The following is a 21530-nucleotide window of genomic DNA, read 5'->3' on the forward strand; positions in this document are numbered from 1 at the left end:
GCGGGAGTCAGACGCGCGCCTTCCACCATCCCCCTTGTGGGGAGGGTCGGAGCGCGGATGCCGCGAAGCGGTGTCCGCGAGCCGGGGTGGGGGTGAGGCAGTGCTCAGCGTCGGCACTCCCGCCCCGCTCCGCTTCGCGGATCGACCCTCCCCACAAGGGGGAGGGTGAAGAGCGCGCTCATTTGCTCATCACCGCCAGCCATTCATCGACCCAGGCCCTGCGGTTGGCCGCGACCTCTTCCGGGCTGAACAGCAAGGTCTTGGTCGGCTTGACAAGCTTGTCGAAGGCCGGGTTGAGCGGCTTGTCGGTCTTGCCGGCCGGGAACATCCAGTTGGTCTCGGGGATCGCATCCTGGAATTTCGGTCCGGTCATGAAGGCGATGAACTTTGCCGCCAGCGGGTTCTTGGCTCCGGTCGTGGTGATGCCGGCGACCTCGATCTGCAGGTATTCGCCCTCTTCGAAGGAAGCCGCCTGGTAGCGCTGCGTGTTCTCGGCGACCATGTGGTAGGCCGGTGACGTCGTATAGGACAGCACCATCGGCGCTTCGCCCTTGGTGAACAGGCCATAGGCCTCGCTCCAGCCGGGCGTCACGGTCAGCACCTTGGCCTTGAGCTTGGCCCAGGCCTCCGGCGCCTTGTCGCCATAGACCGACTTCACCCACAGCAACAGGCCGAGGCCGGGCGTCGAGGTGCGCGGATCCTGGATGACGATCTTGTCGTCGGCGCTGCCTTCGACCAGGTCCTTCAAGCTCTTCGGCGGCGTCTTCAGCTTCTCGGTATCGTAAACGACAGCGAAATAGCCGTAGTCGAACGGAACGAAAGTATCGTCGCTCCAGCCGCCCGGCACATTAACGTCGTTCACCGCGCCATGCGGCGCGAACAACCCGCTGGCCTTGGCATCGGCGGTGAGATTGGTGTCGAGGCCGAGCACGATGTCGGCCTTGGTCGATGCGCCTTCGAGCTTGACGCGATTGAGTAGCGCCACGCCATCGGCAACCGAGACGAACTCGACATCGCAGCCGCATTCGGCCTCGAATTCCTTCTTCACCACGGGACCTGGACCCCAGTCGGCGGTGAAGCTCTCATAGGTGTAGACGGTGAGCTTGTCCTTGGCCAAGGCCGGCCCCGACAACGCAACAACCATGGCTGAGACAAGAGAGTATAAAAGCGTGCGCATCGGCGCCTCCTTCGTTCGCGTGACAAGGAATTGAGGCGTCGGACTGTCCGAAACGTCTAATCCCTCCGCCGGTACAAACCGGATCAGGTTCAGCGGGTTGGCGAGACTGCCTCTCAGCCGGTCCGCGAAAGATCGCAGCCGGCACCCCGTTAGAGCGTTTCGACACATAGGCCTGGCCGAGGAACCACGCAAGTGGGAGTTTGCCGCCTTCCGTTTCCGCTGCCGGGCTGGTACAGGCCACCGGATATGAGCACATTCACCATCCTGCTTAGCGGCGATCTCATCCGCACGCCCCGGCTCGACCGCCAGGTCGAGGGCTCGCGCGTGATCGCCGCCGACGCAGGCATCGGCCATGCCAGGCTGCTCGGCCTTGTGCCGGAGCTGTGGGTGGGTGATTTCGATTCGGTGCCGGCCGACCTGCCCGCCGACCTCGCCGCGGTGCCACGCCAGACCTTCCCGGCGGAAAAAGACAAGACCGACGGGGAACTGGCGATCGCGGCAGCCCTTGAGCGCGGAGCGACCCGCCTTGTGTTGGCGGGCGCGTTCGGCGGCAAGCGCGCCGACCATGCCTTCCTGCATCTGGCGCTCGCCCTGCGCCTGGCCGAGGCCGGAACGGAGGTGCTGCTGACCAGCGGTGCCCAGGAAGGTGTCCCGCTGCTGTTGGGAACGGCCGGCTTCGACTATGCCGACGGCACGCTGTTTTCGATCCTCGGCTTTTCCGAACTTGCCGGCCTGACCGTTGCCGGTGCCAAATGGCCGCTGAATCAGGTCGAGGTGACCTTCGGCTCATCACTGACCATCTCCAACGAGGTCAAGTTCGACAAGACCGGGGGCCGCCTCGAAATCGCGCTCGGCCATGGCCGCGCGCTGCTGCTCGCCCATCCCTATCCTTTGCCCGAAAGCTGACATGGCCCCGCCTCTTCTCAATCTCGACGGGATAAAACTGACCTTCGGCGGCACGCCGCTGCTCGACGGCGCCGCCTTGACCGCTTCGGCCGGCGACAAGATCGCGCTGGTCGGCCGCAATGGCTCCGGCAAGTCGACGCTGCTCAAGATCGCCGCCGGCCTGATCGAGCCGCAGGACGGCGAAGTCTTCCGCCAACCCTCGGCGACGGTCCGCTACCTCCCACAGATGCCCGACATGGAGGGCTTCGCCACCGTTCGCGCCTATGTCGAGGCGGGCCTCGGGCCTGCCGACGATCCCTACCGCGCCTCCTATCTGATGGAGCATCTTGGCTTGTCGGGCGAAGAGCGGCCGGGCGACCTCTCGGGTGGCGAGGCCAGGCGCGCCGCCCTGGCCCGCGTCATGGCGCCGGAACCCGACATTCTGCTGCTTGATGAGCCGACCAACCATCTTGACCTGTCCGTCATCGAATGGCTCGAAGAAGAGCTCGTCCGCACCTCTTCGGCGCTCATCGTCATCTCGCACGACCGCCGCTTCCTCGAACGCGTGTCGCGCACCACTGTCTGGCTCGACCGTGGCCAGACCCGCAGGCTGGACAAGGGTTTTGGCCATTTCGAGGAATGGCGTGACCTGGTGCTGGAAGAGGAAGAGCGCGAGCAACACAAGCTCGGCCGCCAGATCGTGCGCGAGGAGCACTGGTTGCGCTACGGCGTGACGGCGCGGCGCAAGCGCAACATGCGCCGCCTCGGCGAGCTGCAGACCATGCGGCAGCGCTTCCGCGGCCATCGTGGCGCCGAAGGCAACGCCACCATGGTGGCGAGCGATGCCGCCGAATCCGGCAAGCTGGTGATCGAAGCAAAGAACATCGAGAAGAGCTTTGGCGATCTCACCGTGGTCAAGGGGTTCTCGACCCGCATCCAGCGTGGCGACCGTGTCGGCCTCGTCGGGCCGAACGGCGCCGGCAAGACGACTTTGTTGAAGATGCTGACCGGCGAATTGGCGCCGGATGCCGGCTCGGTGCGGCTCGGCACCAATCTGGAAATCGCCACGCTCGACCAGAAGCGCGAGGCGGTCGACCCGCAGGAAACGCTGGCGCAGTATCTGACCGACGGGCGCGGCGAAAACCTCGTCATCAATGGCGAGCAGCGCCATGTCGTCTCCTACATGAAGGATTTTCTGTTCAAGCCTGAGCAGGCGCGCACGCCGGTGCGCGAACTGTCCGGCGGCGAGCGGGCGCGGCTGATCCTGGCGCGCGTGCTGGCGCGGCCGGCAAACCTGCTGGTGCTCGATGAGCCGACCAACGATCTCGACATGGAGACGCTGGAACTGCTGCAGGAACTTGTCGCTGGTTTTGCCGGCACCGTCATCCTGGTCAGCCACGACCGTGATTTTCTCGACCGCACCGTGACCAGCGTCATCGCGCCGGACGGCGGCGGCCGCTGGGTCGAATATGCCGGCGGCTATTCCGACATGCTGGCGCAGCGCGGCGGCACCAGGCTCGACGACCGCAAGGCCCGCGCCAAGGCGGAAGCCGCAGATATGCCGGCGGCAGGCAAGAGCGAACCGGCGGCCCCAAAAGGGCCCGCGAAAAAACTGTCGTTCAAGCAGAAATTCGCCCTGGAATCGCTGCCGAAGAAGATCGAGGCGGTGACCGCATCGATCTCGCGGCTGGAGAACAACATCGCCGACCCGGCCTATTACGAGCGCGATCCGGCCTCGTTCCAGAAGACCATCGCCGCCCTCGACAAGGAACGCGCGACGCTGGCCGCGCTCGAGGAAGAATGGCTGGAGCTGGAGATGCTGCGCGAGGAGATGGAGGGGTAGTTGGTGCCTGCGAGGTTATGCGTCTATGTTGGACGCATAGAGGGCAACCCCATGCTTCAATCGAAACGCAAACTTCAGCGAAAATCCGTCAAGATATCGATCAGCTTGCAGCTGCTCGAAGACGCCAAGGGATTAGGCATCTCCCGTGCCGCGGAGACCGGTATCGCCAAGGTGATTGCAGCGGAAAAGACGCGCCGATGGCAGGAAGAGCACAAGCAAGCCATCGAAGGCTGGAACGATTATGTCAGGCGCAACGGACTGCCCTTAGCCAAGTATCGGCCGTTTTGACCCCGTGACTATAGCCATACTGCTCTTGAAACGGCCGCCCGTCGTCAGCCCGCCGTCTTCGCCTGCCAGGCCTTGATCGCCTCGTCGAACACCTTTTCTCCGGGGATGCCTTTTTCCATGGTCAGCAGCGCCCGCCGGCCGGTCTTGTAGACCACCGGTACGTCGATCCAGTCCTGGCCGCGCAGCAGGGTCATGTTGGCGTCCTCGTCGGCCTTGGTGTCGTTGAGCGCGACGAGGAAGAAGCCGTCGGCGATCTTGGCCGGAATGCCGATCAGCGGGCTGCCGGCATCCTGTTCGGAGCTTTTCATGGCGACGCGCAGGATGTTGTCGACACCGCCGCCTTCGAAACCGTCGGGCGTCAGGAAGATCATCTCGATGATATGGCTGGCCGGCAGCGTCTGGTCGGTGTTGCGGCGGATGGTCATGCGCAACTGGATGTCCTTGCCGGGGATGGTTGCCTCGGCACGGATCGCCGGCTCCGGCGGCAGGTCGCCACCTGGCGATTCCTGCACCAGAGACCAGACGATGCTGCCGGGCTCGGCCGACCCCTGCGCCGTGCTGGTGCGCTCCTCATAGAAGATCGCCTTCTGGCCGACCGGTACCGAGGCTTCCGTCGCCGGAGCGCCCGCCGGCGCGGGCGGCGGTGTGGCAGCGGCGTCGGCCGGTGCCGCGGGTGCGGTTCCGTTGGCGGGCGGTGTCGCGGGCGCGGCACCCGGCGCAGGCGTGGTCGCGGCAGGCGCGGCCGCGGCGGGTGCCGCTGCGGCCGGTGCGCCGGTGACTGGTGGCGGAGCCGCCGGGGCGTTGGTCGCCGAAGGTGGCGTCGTCAGCGCGGCGACGGATTCACCCTCGCCTATGCCGCTTTGTCCGCCGGCCGGGCCGGGATCGGTTTCGCCGCCTTCAGGCGTCAGGCGCTGCGTGAATTTGGTTCCTTCGGCGCCGGCTGCCGGCACCGGTGGCGTCGCCGCCGCGTCGGTAGCGGGCTTGGCCGGCGCCGGTTTCACCGGCTCGGTCTTGGCAACAACCTTGCCGCCGTCCAGGCCCAGCATCCTGCTGAAGGCATCCTTGTTCAGCCAGATGCCATAGCCGCCGCCGGCAACGACCAGCAAGGCGGCAACGGCGGCGATCAGCCCGCCATAGCTGCGCTTGCGTTCGGCTGGGCGCAGGCGCCGGAATGTATCGGCCGCCTCCGGCTCTTCGTCATTCGGGAAGACATCGGCCTGGTCATCGTCCTGATCCGCATCCATGCCCCGCAAGGCCTGGTCGGCAAGGTTCGGAGCTGCCGGTTGCACCGGCGTGGGCTTCTGCCAGCTCGGCTCGGCCTTGGCGGCGGGCGGTGGTGCCGGCCGGTAGGGTTCCGGCTTGGCGGCTGGCGGCGCCGGCCACGCCGGCTCGGCCTTCACCGGCTGGCGCGTGTGGCTCGGCTGGTTCTTGTTGCGGTCGATGGAGGAAAAGATGTGCTCCAGCTCGGCGAGCGGGTCTGTTTCCGGCACGCTCTTGGCATAATCCCGCTCGACGACCGCGATAGCGTCTTCCAGCGAGCGCTTCTGCGTGTTTATGGCTTCGGCGGCCGGCGGCGGCGAATATTCCGCAAGCTTCTTGGCCAGCATGGTTCGAACGCTGTCATAGATGCGCGTACGCTTCTCGGGCGTCTCGTCGCCGTGCTTGTCGAGCGCCTTTTTCAGAATAGCAACGAAATCTGCCATGCTTCAGTCGACCTGTATTTTGCTTCCGCGCCGGCCCCCGCAAATCAGCCGCGATGCCCGGAAAGGCTCAGAAACTAGTCTTGAAACGGATCGGTCACAAGTATCGTGTCATCCCGTTCCGGGCTGGTGGAGAGGAGTGCTACCGGCGCGCCGATCAACTCCTCGATGTAGCGGACATATTTGACCGCCTGGGCCGGCAGGTCGTTCCAGCTGCGCGCGCCGGCAGTGGTGCCTTTCCACCCCTCCAGCGTCTCGTAGACCGGCTCGACACGGGCCTGCGCGCCCTGGCTCGCCGGCAAATAGTCGATCGTCTCGCCGTCGAGACGGTAGCCGGTGCAGACCTTGATCTCGTCCAGCCCGTCGAGCACGTCGAGCTTGGTCAGCGCGATGCCCTTGATGCCGTTGACGGCGACAGCCTGGCGCACCAGCACCGCGTCGAACCAGCCGCAGCGGCGCTTGCGCCCGGTGACGACGCCGAACTCATGGCCGCGCGTGCCGAGGAATTCGCCGATCTCGTTCTTCTGTTCGGTCGGAAACGGGCCTTCGCCAACGCGCGTCGTGTAGGCCTTGGTGATGCCGAGCACATAGCCGATGGCGCCCGGACCGACACCGGAGCCGGCAGCGGCCTGCCCGGCCACCGTGTTGGACGAGGTGACGAAGGGATAGGTGCCGTGATCGATATCGAGCAGCGTGCCTTGCGCGCCCTCGAACAGGATACGCTCGCCGGCGCGGCGCTTGTCGTCGAGGATTTTCCAGACACGGTCCATATAGGGCAGGATCTCATCCGCGACCGACGTCAACTCCGTCATGATCGCGTCATGCGTGACTTCCGCGTGGCCAAGCCCGCGGCGCAGCGCATTGTGATGCGTCAGCAGCCTGTCGACCTTCAGGGGAAGCGTTTCCAAATCCGCCAGATCCATCACCCGCACCGCGCGCCGACCCACCTTGTCCTCATAGGCCGGACCGATACCCCGGCGGGTCGTGCCAATCTTCGTTCCGGAATTTGAGGCGGCGTCCTCACGGAATCCGTCCAGCTCCCGATGCACCGACAGGATAAGCGCTGTGTTTTCGGCTATTTTCAGGCGATCCGGCGCCACTTCGACGCCCTGCGCCTTGAGTTTCGCCACTTCGGCCACGAAAGCATGCGGGTCGAAGACCACGCCATTGCCGATGATGGACAGCTTGCCCTGCCGCACGACACCGGACGGCAACAGCGACAGCTTGTAGACCTTGCCGTCGACGACCAGCGTGTGGCCGGCATTATGGCCCCCCTGGAAACGCACCACCACATCGGCGCGCTCCGACAGCCAGTCGACGATCTTGCCCTTGCCTTCGTCACCCCATTGCGAGCCGACGACCACCACATTGGCCATGTTTCTTTTCCCTTGAGATGCCGCCGAGCGGCCTGGATATGGTTCGAAACGACAGGCCTCTATAGCGTCAAGACCTCGCGAGTGCGACCTTTCTTTGCCGCCGAAAATGCCCTGAGGCACAACAATTTTCGGCTTTGACATCATTTACTTGGGCTCGCCGGGGCAATAGGCCGGCAAACACCCCGGCGCGCCCGCCGCGGCCGGAATCCAGCGATGCATCGAAGTGCCTACATTTTCCTGCTGCTCACCACCCTGCTGTGGGGAGGCAATTCGGTGGCCGGCAAGCTGGCGGTCGACCATGTCTCCCCGATGACGTTGGTCTTCCTGCGCTGGGTGCTGGCAGTCGCGATCCTGCTGCCGATCGGCTGGCGCACGATCCAGCAGGATTGGCCGGTGGTGCGCCGGCACTGGTTCGTGCTGGCGGCACTTGGGGCCAGCGGCTTCACCCTGTTCAACACCATCTTCTATACGGCGCTCAACTACACGACGGCCATCAACGTCTCGATCGAGCAGGCGGCGATGCCGGTCCTGATCATCGTCGCCAACTTCATCTTCTTCCGCCTGCGTGTGAGTTGGGCGCAGATTGCCGGCGTCGTGCTGACCATTGCCGGCGTGATCCTGACCGCCTGCCATGGCGACCCGCGCCGGCTGCTGACGCTGGAGCTCAATTTCGGCGACGCCATCATGCTGGTCGCGGTCGTCCTCTACAGCGGCTATACGGTCGGCTTGCGGCTGAAACCGGTGATGCGCTGGCAGAGCCTGATGCTGTCCCTGGCAGTCGCCGCGCTCATCACCTCGCTGCCCTTCTTCCTGTGGGAGGTCGCCGCCGGCAAGGCCATCGCGCCCGACGCGCGCGGCTGGACCGTGATCGTCTATACCGCGATCGGCGCTTCGGTCATTTCGCAGGTAACCTACATCAGGGGCAACGAGTTGATCGGCGCCAACCGCGCCGGCCTGTTCATCAACCTGGTGCCGATCTTCGGCACGCTGCTTTCGGTGCTGATCGTCGGCGAGACGTTCCAGCTTTACCAGGCACTGGCGCTGGTCCTCGTGCTGGGCGGCATCGCGCTGGCCGAATACAGCGGGCGCAAGATGGCCATGATCACGCCGTCAAGGCGCGCCGAACAGCAAGAAGGCGCGACATAGGCCGCGCCTTCCGATCTCTAGCTAGCAAAGGCCGGGATCAGATCCCGCCCACGTCGAACTGCAGCCGCTTGGCCGAGTCGATCGACTTGTGCGCCCGCACCTGCTCCAGCACCTTTTCCGGGAACGGCGCATCGAGATAGAGCAGCGCGATGGCGTCGCCGCCCGGCCGGTTACGGCCAAGCTGGAAGTTGGCGATATTGACGCCATTCTCGCCACACACCGTGCCGAGCAGGCCGATGATGCCTGGCGCGTCGGCATTGGTCGTGTAGAGCATGTGCTGGCCAACCTCGGCGTCGAGGTTGATGCCCTTGATCTGGATGAAGCGCGGCTTGCCGTCGGAGAAGCAGGTGCCGGCGATCGAGCGCGTCATGTGCTCGGTCTTGACGGTGAGCTTGATGTAGCCGTCGAACACGCCCGACTTGTCCCGCTTGACCTCGGCTACGATGATGCCGCGCTCCTTCACCATGATCGGCGCCGAAACCATGTTGACGTCGGCGACCTGCGGCCGGATCAGCCCGGCAAGAGCGGCACTGATCAGCGCGCGCGTGTTCATCGTCGCGGTCGAGCCGTCGAACAGGATCTCGACCTCCTTGATCGGATCCTCGGTGACCTGGCCGACAAAGGCGCCGAGCACTTCGGCGAGCTTGACGAACGGCTTCAGCCGCGGCGCTTCTTCCGCAGTGATCGACGGCATGTTGATGGCATTGGAGACGGCGCCCTTGATCAGGTAGTCCGACATCTGTTCGGCGACCTGCAGCGCGACGTTCTCCTGCGCTTCCGCCGTGGAGGCGCCGAGATGCGGGGTGGCCACCACGTTTTCCATGCCGAACAGGGGGTTCTGCTCGGCCGGTTCGACCTCGAACACGTCGATGCCGGCGCCAGCCACCTTGCCGCTCTTCAGCGCCGCGATCAGATCGGCCTCGACGACCAGTCCGCCGCGGGCGCAATTGATGATGCGCACGCCGTTCTTCATCTTGGCGATTGCCCCGGCATCGATGATGTTGCGCGTCTTGTCGGTCAGCGGCGTGTGCAACGAGATGAAGTCCGCGCGCGCGAACAGCTCATCGAGCTCGACCTTGTCGACGCCGAGCTCCTCGGCGCGCTTGTCCGACAGGAACGGGTCGAAGGCAACGACATGCATCTTCAGGCCGACGCCGCGCGTGGCGACGATCGAACCGATGTTGCCGCAGCCGATGACGCCCAGCGTCTTGCCGGTGATCTCGACGCCCATGAAGCGGTTCTTCTCCCACTTGCCGGCATGGGTCGAGGCGTTGGCTTCCGGGATCTGGCGGGCGAGCGCGAAGATCATCGCCACGGCGTGCTCGGCCGTCGTGATCGAATTGCCGAAGGGCGTGTTCATCACGATGATACCCTTGCGGCTCGCCGCCGGGATATCGACATTGTCGACGCCGATGCCGGCGCGTCCGATGACCTTGAGCCTGGTGGCGGCGTTGATCAGCTTTTCGGTGACCTTGGTCGCCGAGCGGATGGCGAGGCCGTCATACTGGCCGATCACCTCGAGCAGCTTTTCCTTGTCCTTGCCGAGATCGGGCAGATAGTCGACCTCGACGCCGCGATCCTTGAAGATCTGCACGGCGGTGGGAGAGAGTTTGTCAGAGACGAGAACACGGGGCGCCATCGCGACCTCCTTGAAAAATGGGATTGATCCGGGAATGGGCGGCCTGCGGGCCGCCACGGAAAATCTCAGGCAGCCGCTTTCAGCGACGCCTTCTGTGCCGCGAAGGCCCAGTCGAGCCAGGGCAGCAGCGCCTCGAGATCGGAGGTCTCGACGGTCGCGCCGCACCAGATGCGAAGGCCAGGAGGCGCGTCGCGGTAGGAGCCGATGTCATAGGCAACCCCTTCCTTGTCGAGCGCCGAGACAAGACCCTTGGCGAAAGCCGCCTGTCCGTCGGCGTCGAGCGCCGCGATATCCGGATCGGTGAAGGACAGGCAGACCGAAGTATTCGACCGCGTCGCTGGCAGGGCGGCAAGATGACCCAGCCAGGAGGATTTATCGACAAAGCCATCAAGCACGGCAGCATTGGCATCCGCCCTGGCGACCAGCGCATCGAGGCCTCCGATCGACTTCGCCCAGAGCAGTGCGTCGAGATAGTCCTCGACACACAGCATCGACGGCGTGTTGATGGTCTCGCCCTTGAAGATGCCTTCGATCAGCTTGCCACCCGAGGTCAGGCGGAAGATTTTCGGCAGCGGCCATGAGGGCTTGTAGCTCTCCAGCCGCGCAACGGCACGTGGCGACAGGATCAGCATGCCATGCGCACCCTCGCCGCCCAGCACCTTCTGCCAGGAGAAGGTGACGACATCGAGTTTTTCGAAATCGAGCCTCTGCGCGAAGGCGGCCGAGGTCGCGTCGCAAATGGTCAGGCCCTTGCGATCGGCGGGAATGAAATCGCCATTCGGCACGCGCACGCCCGACGTCGTGCCGTTCCAGGTGAAGACCACGTCGCGGTCGAAGTCGATCTTGGTGAGATCCGGCAATTCGCCATAGCCGGCCTCGAGCTTGCGCACGTCGGGCAGCTTCAACTGCTTGACCACGTCGGTGACCCAGCCGGAACCAAAGCTTTCCCAGGCGACCATGTCTACGCCGCGCTCGCCGAGCAGCGACCACAGTGCCATCTCGACCGCACCGGTGTCCGACGCCGGCACGATGCCGATGCGGTAGTCCGCCGGGACCTGGAGGATTTCGCGCGTCAGCTCGATCGTCTGTTCGAGCTTGGCCTTGCCGATCTTGGCGCGATGGGAACGGCCGAGCGCGGCATTTTTGAGCGCCTCGACCGACCAGCCGGGACGTTTTGCGCAGGGACCTGAGGAGAAATTGGGGTTTGCCGGACGGAGTCCGGGCTTCGTATGCGTCGTCATCGTGGTCTATCCTTCCAGATAGTGGCCCCTCGTTGGGGAGGGGTGGCCCACGGACGGCGATATGCGTTCAGGCTTCGGGCGTCAAGAGGAAAGTTTTTGTCGCTGCCGGGATACCGGCGATCCGCGATCAGGATTGTGTGATTTCAAACGCAAACGGCGGACCACAGGGATCCGCCGCCAAGGTTCTGCTTTGTCCCAGGCCTACCAGAGATCGTAGCGCAGCCCGACCTTGACCTGGTGATTGCTGATCCCCTTTTTGATCGGAAAGGAGGTCAGGCTTTCGGCCGTCACATATTCGGCATTCGGGGCGGAGAAATACTGGTAGCCCAGATCGACGGAAACGTTCTTCGTCACCTGGTAGGCAAGGCCCGCATTCAGCGTATAGGCGAGGGAGTATTGTGTCGCATTGTCCTGCAGGCTGAAACTGTTGGCGGGCACATTGTTGTCCGTGTAAGTCGCCGAAAGCTTCCGCGAACTGCGGACAAAGCCGACGCCGGCGCCAACATAAGGCGTGATTCCGACATAGGTGCCGAGATCGACGTAGCCGTTGAGTATCCCCGAGAAGGCATAGTTCTTCAGCGATCCCGCCCCCTGGGTCGGCAATGTCGGCAGTGCCACGACCGCTGAATCGTCATAGCCGAAGCTGGCCTTGTTACCCGGCAAGTAGCCGAAGTTAACATCGGCGCGGAGGTAATCGTTGAAATGATATCCGAAGCCGACGCTCGCAAAATATGCGTCTTCGCTCTCGCTGAAGTTTTCGTTGTTGATCGCCGACGGGAAGGTGAAATCCCCATTTTTAAAGCTCTTCTGCACCAGGTACGAGACATCGCCGCGCAGATACCAGCCCGAGCCGACCTCGACCGGCACATAGTCGGGCGCCTGGTCGACATAGATCGGCGGATCATAGTCGGCGGCCAACGCTGGCGTCAGCGGCAAAAGCCCGAATCCGGCAAGCGCCAGCACGATACGCGATGTGAGTGTCATGGTCCCCGACTCCCGGATTTGGCGGCGCTTGCAATCACAGCGGCAGCCATCGTTTCAAGGAGCATTGTTAACCATAGTGGTTAAGTCACGGTTAAGGCTAACAGAGCGTTAGCGAATTCATTCTCGCTAATGCATGACACTCTGAATTATCTTCCCTGCCTGGGCACTTCATTGGCGACCGCTCAAACGAAAACCGCCCGGCAAGGCCGGGCGGTTCGTATATATTCGAGGGAGTGGATTTCTTACTTGGTGTAGATCGGCTCAGGTTCGGGCTGGTAGGCCACCACCGGTGCCGCGCACCCATTGTTGCCGCCGAACTGATAGCGCAGGCCACCGCGCACTTCGTGGGTGTTGATGCCGCGGTCGAAGCCCGGGCCGGCGCTGCTCACATCCCATTCGAACATGCGGCCGCCCTGGATATGGGAGAAGCGATAGCCCGCGTCGAGGATGATCTTGTCGGTCAGGCAATAGGAGGCACCGGCCATCAGAGCGTAGGCGAAGCGCCAATTGGATGCTCCGGGATTGGTCTCCGGGGTATTCGGGTCGTAGACCGTATCCCACTTTACCCGCGCACCACCGATACCAGCGCCGACATAAGGCGTGATGCCGTGCCATGTGCCGATATCGACATAGGCATTGGCCAGCAGCAGCAGGGCGCTCATCTTCGACACTTCCGTCGATGTCGAAACGAGATCCGAGGTTCCGCCGTTGAAGTTGGACTTGAACCAATAGTCGGCGGTGACGTCAGCACGCAGATGATCGCTGATCTTGTAGCCGACGCCGGCACCGAGCGAGAAGCCGCCCTTCAGCTTGGCGTAGTCGAAGCTCTTGCCACCAACCAGGATGTCACCGCAGTTGCAAGGGTCGAGGGAATAGGTCGAGTAGTCGATGCCGCGCACATCAGACTTGTGGTAGTCGATATCGCCACGGATATACCAGCCGCCGACATCGACCGGTTGCTCGTAGACAGGCGGCGGCGCTTCTTCGACCTGCGGCTCTGGCAGGTCGGCTGCGAACACTGGCCAGGCCATGCCCGCGAACAGCAACGCGAACAGGGCCTTTCTTGCTGTATTGAACATGCTTGTCACCCCTAGGAACCCTCGGAACGCGGTCGCGTCCGAAATGAGATTGGCTTTCAAGCGTGGATAATGAATTGCAAAGGTTAAAACGCGTTTAACCCTGTCGATTAACCACGAATCGCTAAAATCCAAGGGATTCAGGAGCTAATTTCGACAACTGGAGAACGGCACTCCGGCCACAAAAAAAGCCCGCCGGAAGGGCGGGCCTGGATGCAACCGAAGCAGTTATGACGCCCTGCGGGCGCGCCGGAAATCAGGCGGCGCTGCGGGTTTCGGATATGACTTCGACAATGTTGTTGACGACGGCCTCGACCAGTTGCGGATCGTCGCCCTCGGCCATGACCCGGATCAGCGGCTCGGTGCCGGACGGACGGATGACCAGCCGCCCGGCCTTGCCGAGACGGTTGCGCGCATCCTCGATCGCGGCCTTGACCGGAGCTTCCTCGAGCGGCTTGCCGCCGGCGATACGAACGTTCTTCAGGAGTTGCGGCACCGGCTCGAACTTCTTCGACAGCTCGCTGACCGGGCGGCCTTGCCGCTTGATGCAGGCCAGCACCTGCAGCGCCGATACCAGGCCGTCGCCGGTGGTCGAGAAATCCGACAGCACGATGTGGCCCGACTGCTCGCCGCCGACATTAAGCCCATGCGCGCGCATATGTTCAACGACATAGCGGTCACCGACCTTGGTGCGGTGCAGTTGCAGCTTCATGTCGCCGAGGAAGCGTTCGAGGCCGAGATTGGACATCACCGTCGACACGACGCCGCCGCCGGCAAGCCGTCCGCTCTGGTGCCAGGACTCGGCGATCAGCGCCATGATCTGGTCGCCATCGACGATCGCGCCATTCTCGTCGACGATGACGACACGGTCGGCATCGCCATCGAGCGCGATGCCGATATCGGCGCGCACTTCATGCACCTTCTTCTGCAGACCGGCCGGATGGGTCGAGCCGCATTCCTTGTTGATATTGAAGCCGTTGGGCTCGACGTTGATGGCCACGACTTCGGCGCCAAGCTCCCACAGCGCCTCGGGCGCCACCTTGTATGCCGCGCCATTGGCGCAATCGACGACGATCCGCAGACCCGAAAGCGACATCGAGCGCGGCAAGGTGCGCTTGGCGAATTCAATGTAGCGGTCATGCACGCCGTCGACGCGCTTGGCCCGGCCAAGCCCGTCGGAATCGGCGAGTGAGAGTTCGATATCCTTGTCGAGCATGCTCTCGATGCGCTCTTCGATCTCGTCGGAGAGCTTGTAGCCGTCTGGCCCGAACAGCTTGATGCCGTTGTCGTAATAGGGGTTGTGCGATGCCGAGATCATGACGCCGATATCGGCGCGCAGCGAACGCACCAGCATCGCGACAGCTGGCGTGGGAATCGGGCCGAGCAGGAACACATCCATGCCGGCGGCGCAAAGACCGGCCACCATGGCATTCTCGATCATGTAGCCGGAAAGCCTGGTGTCCTTGCCGAGAACGACACGATGGCGGTGGCTGCCGCGCTGGAACGAAAGGCCGGCAGCCATGCCGACACGCATGGCGATTTCAGCGGTCATCGGAAACTTGTTGGCGCGTCCGCGAATGCCGTCCGTGCCGAAGTAATTCCCTGCCATGCTAGTTAGATTCCCTGACGGTTCTTTGCCGGCGTCTCATGCCACAATTGGAAGGTCCGCCATGATCACATTGTGTGATTATATGTTACCAATCCTTAGAAAATCCTTGTTGTGCACTGCACGCAACAACGCCCCAGCATAACATGATGGCACTGTAACACTGCAACATACCAGTTCTGCGAGCTATTCGGCACAGGTGCACGCGGAAAATCTTGTTTTCAACCCGGCAAGGGGCAATGATTTCATCACCTTATCGGGAGGATCGAGCCTCCGGCGATATATACCTCACTTAGCATCTGGCGCAACCGATCGTTGAGCGTTATTGATTCGCAGGGACGTATATAATGGGCTGCAGCAACGGAGAAACGCTATGCTCATCCACCGACTTGCCACTCTGACCGGCCTCGCCGTAGCGACGTTGTTCCTGGCTGCGCCAGCCAACGCGCTGACGATGGCCGAGTGCAGCACGAAATATAACGCGGCCAAGGACGCGGGGACACTTGCTGGCGCGACCTGGAACCAGTTCCGCAAGGCGCAGTGCGGCACCGACGCGGCTGCCACTACGGACACCAAGCCGGCCGACACGAAGAAGGCCGCCGAGACCAAGCCGGCCAAGGCCGCCAAGGCAGCGGCGGCTGACGACAGCGCCGCCAAAGGCCTGACGGCCAAGGAATGCAGCGCCAAGTACCAGGCGGCCAAGGCCGCCGGCACGCTGAACGGCCAGAAGTGGAACGACTTCCGCAAGAGCCAGTGCGCCGCCGGCGCATCCGCCGCCGCCGACACCACCAAGCCGGCAACCACCAAGGCCGCCGCGGCTGCCGCCGACGGCAAGGGCCTGACCATGGCCGAGTGCAGCGCCAAGTATCAGGCTGCGAAGACCGGGAACACGCTGAAGGGCCAGAAATGGAACGACTTCCGCAAGGCCGAATGCGGCGCCACCGCCTCGGATGACGACAGCGTGCCCGCTCCGAGCGAGGCAAGCTACACCAAGGAACCGGCAAAGCCGACGACGGTTGCCCCCAAGGGCGTCACCTTCCCGTCCGCGATCTCGGCAAAATATGCCAGCGAAACCCCCGGAAAGGGCCGCATGCATACCTGCCTCGACCAGTACTATGTCCTCAAGGATGCCAACGCGCTTGGCGGCCTGAAGTGGATCCAGAAGGGCGGCGGCTTCTACAGCCTTTGCAATGCCAAGCTGAAGGGCTGATCGACAACTGCATCTGAAAAACAAAGCCCGCGAGCCGCAAGGTTCGCGGGCTTTTTGTTGCGTTGAAAAGCTCAATGGTCCTGCTTCCGCTACCGCGAAAGTCTTGAACCGATAGCGTGGTAACCCACGCCCGGCAGCCGGGTGCGGGACGTCTTCTGGGTGAGGCATAAGATTCCAGTTGAACATATGCAGAACAAAAAGTATACAAAAGATGTTCAATCTGTACTCGATATGGAGGGCTTGATGTCTGGCTTGAAATTGGCGGCGCTGGCTGCAGCGACTTTTATTGCCTGGGGCGCCATCCCGGGAAACGCAATGACGATGAAGGAATGCGGCGAGACCTATCGGACCGCCAAGGAAAGCGGTGCCCTGAACGGCATGGACTGGAACGCTTTCCGCAAGGATAAATGCGCAACGTCCGCTACGGGAAGTGCCGAGGCGAACACGGCCAAAGCGACACAACAGCCGAAGAAGGAAGCCAGCTCGGCGACCGCACCCACCGTAGCGCCGGCTGGCGTGACGTTCCCAACCACGCTCGCGGCCGAATTTCAGGCCGAAAAACCCGCCAAGGCGCGAATGAAGACCTGCCTCCAAGGCTATCATAGCAACAAGGATGCCGGAACGTTGAGCGGCCTGAAGTGGATCCAGAAGGGTGGCGGCTATTACAGCCTGTGCAATGCCAAGCTGAAGACCTGATCGCCTAAATATCCGAGGAAAGAGAGCCCGCGCATCGTGAGATGCGCGGGCTTTTTGTTGGGTGCTTCAGAAGGGGAGTGCCGTCGGGGACGCTGCCAATCTCCCCCTTGTGGGGGAGATGTCCGGCAGGACAGAGGGGGCGCGAAGGAACTCGACGCTTGTAAAGTGACGGTCGCTTCATCTGACGAAAGTGGGGAGGGAGTGGCTCGGCGAAGCCGAATAGGAGCGGGCACCGAGCCCGCTTTGTCGCTTTCGGCAAGGGCGAGTAACAAGAACTTGGCAATCCTGGCGGGACAGCGCCCCTCTCTGCCCTGCCGGGCATCTCCCCTACGAGGGGGAAGATTGGCCGTCGCGCCGGCTTTCGCCAATCACCAACGTGAAAGCCGTCAACTCTCCGGCGTGCCAAACAAAAACGCCGCGGACCAAGCCGCGGCGTTTCTCGACCAGTCTCTCTCGGCCAATCTCAGCTCGACGGCTGAGGTTCCATGCCACCTTCGGGCTCGGGGCCCTTCTTGCGGCGGCCACCGGACTTCGGCACGGCCGAGCCACGGCTGGGCGGCGTGTCGTCGCCGAGGTCGCGCGCGGGCTTTTCGCCGGCGATCAGCTGCTTGATCTCGTCGCCCGACAGGGTTTCGTATTCGAGCAGGCCCTGCGCCAGTGCGATCCATTCCTTCTTCTTCTTGGTCAGGATGGACTTCGCCGTCGAATAGGCCTCGTCGATCAGGCGGCGCACTTCGGCATCGATGATCTGCGCGGTCTCTTCCGAAATGTTCTGCGTACGCGCCACCGAATGGCCGAGGAACACCTCTTCCTGATTGTCGCCATAGGCGACATGGCCGAGCTTGTCGGAGAAGCCCCAGCGCGTGACCATGGCGCGCGCAAGCTTGGTCGCCTGCTCGATGTCCGAGGACGCGCCCGAGGTGATGTTCTCCTTGCCGAACTTGAACTCCTCGGCGACGCGGCCGCCCATCATGATGGCGAGACGCGAGATCATGTACTTGTAGCTCATCGAATAGCGGTCGCCTTCCGGCAACTGCATGACCATGCCGAGCGCACGGCCACGCGGGATGATCGTGGCCTTGTGCAGCGGGTCGGCCGACGGCACGTTGAGCGCCAGGATGGCGTGGCCGGCCTCGTGATAGGCGGTGAGCTCCTTCTCGGCCTGGGTCATGGCCGACGAGCGGCGCTCGGCGCCCATCATGATCTTGTCCTTGGCGTCCTCGAACTCGGCCATGGTGACGAGGCGCTTGTTGCGCCGCGCCGCCATCAGCGCGGATTCGTTGACCAGGTTCATCAGGTCGGCACCGGAGAAGCCCGGCGTGCCTCGCGCGACGACCTTGAGGTCGACATTGGGCGCCAGCGGCACGTTGCGCACATGCACCTTGAGGATCTTCTCGCGGCCGACGATGTCGGGATTCGGCACAACCACCTGGCGATCGAAACGGCCCGGCCTGAGCAGCGCCGGATCGAGCACGTCGGGACGGTTGGTGGCGGCGATCAGGATGATGCTTTCGTTGGATTCGAAGCCATCCATCTCGACCAGCAGCTGGTTCAGCGTCTGCTCGCGCTCGTCATTGCCGCCGCCGAGACCGGCGCCGCGATGGCGGCCGACGGCATCGATTTCGTCGATGAAGATTATGCAGGGCGCATTCTTCTTGGCCTGATCGAACATGTCGCGGACGCGGCTGGCGCCGACGCCGACGAACATCTCGACGAAGTCCGAACCGGAAATGGTGAAGAACGGCACGTTGGCTTCGCCGGCGACCGAGCGGGCGAGCAGCGTCTTGCCGGTGCCCGGAGGGCCGACCAGCAGCACGCCGCGCGGGATCTTGCCGCCGAGGCGCTGGAACTTCTGCGGATCGCGCAGGAACTCGACGATCTCTTCCAGGTCTTCCTTGGCTTCATCGACGCCGGCAACATCCTGGAAGGTGACGCGGCCATGCGCCTCCGTCAAAAGCTTGGCCTTCGACTTCCCGAAACCCATGGCACGACCGGAGCCGGACTGCATCTGGCGCATGAAGAATATCCAGACACCGAGGATCAGGATCATCGGCAGCCACGAGATCAGGTAGCCGAACAGCGAATTGGAGCCGTCGGTCTCGGGCCGCGCGTTGATGGTGACGTTCTTGTCCTGCAGCCGCGACACCAGCTGGGGATCGCCGGGCGAATAGGTCTGGAAGCCGCTGGAATTGTCGGTGTAGGTGCCGGTGATGCGGGCGCCCGCAATAGTCACCGTCTTGACCCGGCCGGCCGCGACGTCCTGCAGGAACTGCGAATAAGGCACATCGCTCGAAGCCCCACGCGTCTGCGGCGTCTGGAACAGATTGAAGAGAGCGATGAGCAGGACCGCTATGATCGCCCAGAGCGCGAGGTTGCGATAATTCGGATTCATCAATTGTCCCGTTGGTGTCCGCGGACGGACAGCATCATGAGAGGAAACTTGGGCCTAACATAGGGAGAGCGCCTCCCCTTGCCAAGCAGAACAGCACGTCTGGGTTAAGCTTTCGACCACCATCAGCCGGCACTGTGGCCGCTGAAAGGCGGGGCGGGAAGCGATGGCGCGCCGATCAGTTCGGCGACGGCCCGCGCCGGCGCCAGATCGAAAGACGGCAGGAAGCGGGCAAAAGGTGCAACGACCGGCCGCACCGCGAACCCTTGGCGGACCGGTTCGTCGCCTCGCGGTCCAGCGTTTTCAACGGCTTGCCGCAACGTCGGTTCAGCAGCATACGCGGCGCGCATCAGGCTTTGCGGTGTCCCTCCCTTGCCGATTGCCAGCCGTCTCGTCGCCGCGCTCCCCAACGGCGCGATCAACAATGCGCCGGAGCTGTCGTCCAATGTGATGTGGCGGCGACCATCCCAGATGGTGTTGTCGATGGCCGCGGCGATGGGCGGCAAACCCCTTGCCTCGCGCCGCAGGAAGATGCCGGCGCGCCGGAAATCGACCACGGTCCGCGACAATGTGGCGCAAAGGGATCCGGCCTTCAGCCGGTTGAACAGCGCCTCGCTGCGCGCCTGGTCCGGAAGAAAGGCGACGCCTCCGGCGGTGGCCAGCAAGATACGCAACGCATAGACGGCCGCCCGGTCGACGCCGGCCGAAAGCAGGCGCGGATCGAGGCGGATAAGGCCGATGGCGGGCTGGCCGGCGAAACGATGGATCAGATCGGCGGCGCTTTCGCCTAGCTGCCGGCGTTCGACAGCCGCCTGGTTGGCCAGTGCCAGCGCATCGTCCATACGCCGAAAACTCTCGGCGGCGAGCGAGGCACGCATTCGCGGCCGCTCGAAGGCCTCGTCGATGTTGGACGGATCCTCGGCCCAGCCGACATGTTCACGCCGAAGGTAATCGCGAAGCGCCGAGCGCCGCGTGCCCAGCAGCGGGCGAACGATCCATTCGCGCCAGTCATAGAGAGTGGCCGGTGCCATGCCGGCAAGCCCACGGCCGGCCATTTCGGCAAACTCCCGGGGCTCATCCCGCGCCTGCCGCATCAGCACCGTCTCGGCCTGGTCATCGGCGGTATGGCCAGTCACAATCAGGCCGATGCCATGCGCGCGCGCCGCCTCCGCAAGCAGCCGATAGCGCGCTTCCCGCGCCGCCGCCGGCAGGCCGGCCGATGGTTTGCTTCCAGCCCAGACCATGGTGCGGTGGGCAATGCCGCGCCCGGCGCACAGCTTCGCCACGGCTTGCGCCTCGGCCGCCGAACCGTGCCGGAGGCCATGGTCGACCGTCACGGCCAGCAGCCGCACGGAGGGCGCGGTTCGGTCGAGATGCTGTTTGAGAAGGAGGAGCAGGGCGGTCGAGTCGCTGCCGCCGGACACGGCCGCAACGGCGCCGTGGGTAAAATCTATATGCGAAAAAAGTCTGGTCGAAAGATCAGGCTCGGTCTCGAGCATCAACGCGTGTCGCCCAAAAGTGGTCCCGGTTTCGGGAATAGGACATGCGGGAGAAAAATCAGCAAGCAGCCAGGGCCTTCTCCTGCTTGACCCGTTCCTTGAGCGCATTGGAGATATCGGGGTAGCGCTTGCCGACCTCGCTGAAGGTGGCGCAGGCGACGTCGTGCTGCTTGAGGCCGACCAGCGACACGCCGAGCTTCAAAAGCATGTCGGGCGCCTTCTTGGCCTTGGGGTAGTCCTTGCTGGCGGCGAGGAAGACCTCGGCCGCGTCGCGGTATTTCTGCTGGCCAAGCAGCGATTCACCCAGCCAATAATGCGCGTCCGCCGTCTTCGCATCGCGGGGGAAGCGGGAAATATGATCGCGAAAACCCTGTTCGGCGGTGCTGTAGTCGCCCGACAGGATGAACTGGTAGGAATTGCGGTAGAGTTCTTCCGGGTCGTTGGTGGAAGGCAGTGCGGCAACCACCGTGCCGCTGGACTTGCCGGCCTTGGCCGGTGCGCCGGTGGCCGGGGCGGTGTCTTGCGCCGGGGCGGTCGCCTGGGTGCTGCCGCCGGCATCGATCACGTTGCCGTTCTTGTCGACGGTGATGGAACCAAAGGTCTTTTCCGGCGCTCCCGTGCCCGGGATCACCTTGCCAGGGTCGCCATCGGGTGATTCGACGATGACGTCCTCGACCGTCTTGCCGCCGGAGGACTGATCGCCGCCGGGCGCGGCGCCGGCATCGGCCGGCGCCTGCGTTGCCGGGGCCGACGCCACGTTGGTGGGGGTGTCGGT

At 63.7% G+C, this 21530-nt stretch carries 17 protein-coding genes and 1 riboswitch; of the genes, 6 read left to right on the forward strand and 11 right to left on the reverse strand.

The window, feature by feature from the left end:
• Positions 1–178: 178 nt before the first annotated feature.
• Positions 179–1177: a thiamine ABC transporter substrate binding subunit gene (gene thiB / locus FJ977_RS34555; RefSeq protein ID WP_140777108.1), complete on the reverse strand. Its 999-nt coding sequence runs from the start codon at positions 1175–1177 to the stop codon at positions 179–181.
• A 43-nt stretch (positions 1178–1220) separates the two neighbouring features.
• Positions 1221–1336, reverse strand: a riboswitch (TPP riboswitch).
• Positions 1337–1423: 87 nt separating this feature from the next.
• On the opposite strand from thiB, the gene FJ977_RS34560 reads away from it, so the two are divergent.
• Genes FJ977_RS34560 through FJ977_RS34570 form a run of 3 tightly spaced genes read left to right on the forward strand, consistent with a single transcriptional unit; the run spans position 1424 to position 4193 of the window.
• The gene (locus tag FJ977_RS34560; protein ID WP_140777110.1) at positions 1424–2083 is read left to right on the forward strand and encodes a thiamine diphosphokinase; all 660 of its coding nucleotides are present in this window, start codon (positions 1424–1426) and stop codon (positions 2081–2083) included.
• A 1-nt stretch (position 2084) separates the two neighbouring features.
• Positions 2085–3905: an ABC-F family ATP-binding cassette domain-containing protein gene (locus FJ977_RS34565; protein WP_140777112.1), complete on the forward strand. Its 1821-nt coding sequence runs from the start codon at positions 2085–2087 to the stop codon at positions 3903–3905.
• Positions 3906–3956: 51 nt separating this feature from the next.
• On the forward strand, positions 3957–4193 hold the full coding sequence (locus tag FJ977_RS34570; RefSeq protein WP_140777141.1) for a type II toxin-antitoxin system CcdA family antitoxin: 237 nt from the start codon (positions 3957–3959) through the stop codon (positions 4191–4193).
• Between the two features lie 44 nt (positions 4194–4237).
• On the opposite strand, the gene FJ977_RS34575 is transcribed toward FJ977_RS34570, so the two are convergent.
• Both FJ977_RS34575 and FJ977_RS34580 read right to left on the reverse strand, forming a co-directional pair.
• Positions 4238–5896, reverse strand: coding sequence for a hypothetical protein (locus tag FJ977_RS34575; protein WP_140777114.1), 1659 nt, complete (start codon positions 5894–5896; stop codon positions 4238–4240).
• Positions 5897–5970: 74 nt separating this feature from the next.
• Positions 5971–7269, reverse strand: coding sequence for an adenylosuccinate synthase (locus tag FJ977_RS34580; RefSeq protein WP_140777116.1), 1299 nt, complete (start codon positions 7267–7269; stop codon positions 5971–5973).
• A 213-nt stretch (positions 7270–7482) separates the two neighbouring features.
• On the opposite strand from FJ977_RS34580, the gene FJ977_RS34585 reads away from it, so the two are divergent.
• Positions 7483–8415 (forward strand): DMT family transporter, encoded by a 933-nt coding sequence (locus FJ977_RS34585; protein WP_140777118.1) that lies wholly within the window; start codon positions 7483–7485, stop codon positions 8413–8415.
• Between the two features lie 37 nt (positions 8416–8452).
• Here FJ977_RS34585 and serA read toward each other — a convergent pair whose 3' ends face one another.
• The 5 genes from serA to glmM all read right to left on the reverse strand — a co-directional run bounded on the left by serA (position 8453) and on the right by glmM (position 14964).
• Entirely contained in the window at positions 8453–10054 is a 1602-nt protein-coding gene (gene serA, locus FJ977_RS34590; RefSeq protein ID WP_140777120.1) for a phosphoglycerate dehydrogenase, read from the reverse strand.
• Positions 10055–10119: 65 nt separating this feature from the next.
• Positions 10120–11295, reverse strand: coding sequence for a phosphoserine transaminase (locus FJ977_RS34595; protein WP_140777122.1), 1176 nt, complete (start codon positions 11293–11295; stop codon positions 10120–10122).
• Between the two features lie 201 nt (positions 11296–11496).
• Positions 11497–12279: an outer membrane protein gene (locus FJ977_RS34600; protein WP_140777124.1), complete on the reverse strand. Its 783-nt coding sequence runs from the start codon at positions 12277–12279 to the stop codon at positions 11497–11499.
• A 242-nt stretch (positions 12280–12521) separates the two neighbouring features.
• Positions 12522–13358, reverse strand: a complete 837-nt coding sequence (locus FJ977_RS34605; protein WP_140777126.1) for an outer membrane protein — start codon at positions 13356–13358, stop codon at positions 12522–12524.
• 253 nt (positions 13359–13611) lie between these two features.
• Positions 13612–14964, reverse strand: coding sequence for a phosphoglucosamine mutase (glmM, locus tag FJ977_RS34610; RefSeq protein WP_140777128.1), 1353 nt, complete (start codon positions 14962–14964; stop codon positions 13612–13614).
• Positions 14965–15334: 370 nt separating this feature from the next.
• Between glmM and FJ977_RS34615 the strand changes: the two genes are divergently transcribed.
• On the forward strand, positions 15335–16171 hold the full coding sequence (locus tag FJ977_RS34615) for a hypothetical protein (protein WP_140777130.1): 837 nt from the start codon (positions 15335–15337) through the stop codon (positions 16169–16171).
• Positions 16172–16357: 186 nt separating this feature from the next.
• Positions 16358–16867, forward strand: coding sequence for a hypothetical protein (locus FJ977_RS34620; RefSeq protein WP_348643258.1), 510 nt, complete (start codon positions 16358–16360; stop codon positions 16865–16867).
• Between the two features lie 463 nt (positions 16868–17330).
• Here FJ977_RS34620 and ftsH read toward each other — a convergent pair whose 3' ends face one another.
• From ftsH to ybgF, 3 genes are all read right to left on the reverse strand, one after another.
• Positions 17331–19259, reverse strand: a complete 1929-nt coding sequence (gene ftsH / locus FJ977_RS34625) for an ATP-dependent zinc metalloprotease FtsH (RefSeq protein ID WP_140777132.1) — start codon at positions 19257–19259, stop codon at positions 17331–17333.
• Positions 19260–19381: 122 nt separating this feature from the next.
• Complete coding sequence (gene tilS / locus FJ977_RS34630) at positions 19382–20755, reverse strand: tRNA lysidine(34) synthetase TilS (protein WP_140777134.1); 1374 nt, start codon at positions 20753–20755, stop codon at positions 19382–19384.
• A gap of 58 nt (positions 20756–20813) precedes the next feature.
• The coding region (ybgF, locus tag FJ977_RS34635; RefSeq protein ID WP_140777136.1) for a tol-pal system protein YbgF at positions 20814–21530 on the reverse strand (717 nt) is incomplete at its 5' end.

Source organism: Mesorhizobium sp. B2-1-3A (assembly GCF_006442655.1).
Lineage (GTDB): Bacteria > Pseudomonadota > Alphaproteobacteria > Rhizobiales > Rhizobiaceae > Mesorhizobium.

Bases quoted from the DNA above. Each gene is read 5' to 3' on its own strand.
- thiB (WP_140777108.1), bottom strand. From the start codon at position 1,177: ATGCGCACGCTTTTATACTCTCTTGTCTCAGCCATGGTTGTTGCGTTG.
- FJ977_RS34560 (WP_140777110.1), top strand. From the start codon at position 1,424: ATGAGCACATTCACCATCCTGCTTAGCGGCGATCTCATCCGCACGCCC.
- FJ977_RS34565 (WP_140777112.1), top strand. From the start codon at position 2,085: ATGGCCCCGCCTCTTCTCAATCTCGACGGGATAAAACTGACCTTCGGC.
- FJ977_RS34570 (WP_140777141.1), top strand. From the start codon at position 3,957: ATGCTTCAATCGAAACGCAAACTTCAGCGAAAATCCGTCAAGATATCG.
- FJ977_RS34575 (WP_140777114.1), bottom strand. From the start codon at position 5,896: ATGGCAGATTTCGTTGCTATTCTGAAAAAGGCGCTCGACAAGCACGGC.
- FJ977_RS34580 (WP_140777116.1), bottom strand. From the start codon at position 7,269: ATGGCCAATGTGGTGGTCGTCGGCTCGCAATGGGGTGACGAAGGCAAG.
- FJ977_RS34585 (WP_140777118.1), top strand. From the start codon at position 7,483: ATGCATCGAAGTGCCTACATTTTCCTGCTGCTCACCACCCTGCTGTGG.
- serA (WP_140777120.1), bottom strand. From the start codon at position 10,054: ATGGCGCCCCGTGTTCTCGTCTCTGACAAACTCTCTCCCACCGCCGTG.
- FJ977_RS34595 (WP_140777122.1), bottom strand. From the start codon at position 11,295: ATGACGACGCATACGAAGCCCGGACTCCGTCCGGCAAACCCCAATTTC.
- FJ977_RS34600 (WP_140777124.1), bottom strand. From the start codon at position 12,279: ATGACACTCACATCGCGTATCGTGCTGGCGCTTGCCGGATTCGGGCTT.
- FJ977_RS34605 (WP_140777126.1), bottom strand. From the start codon at position 13,358: ATGTTCAATACAGCAAGAAAGGCCCTGTTCGCGTTGCTGTTCGCGGGC.
- glmM (WP_140777128.1), bottom strand. From the start codon at position 14,964: ATGGCAGGGAATTACTTCGGCACGGACGGCATTCGCGGACGCGCCAAC.
- FJ977_RS34615 (WP_140777130.1), top strand. From the start codon at position 15,335: ATGCTCATCCACCGACTTGCCACTCTGACCGGCCTCGCCGTAGCGACG.
- FJ977_RS34620 (WP_348643258.1), top strand. From the start codon at position 16,358: ATGCAGAACAAAAAGTATACAAAAGATGTTCAATCTGTACTCGATATG.
- ftsH (WP_140777132.1), bottom strand. From the start codon at position 19,259: ATGAATCCGAATTATCGCAACCTCGCGCTCTGGGCGATCATAGCGGTC.
- tilS (WP_140777134.1), bottom strand. From the start codon at position 20,755: ATGCTCGAGACCGAGCCTGATCTTTCGACCAGACTTTTTTCGCATATA.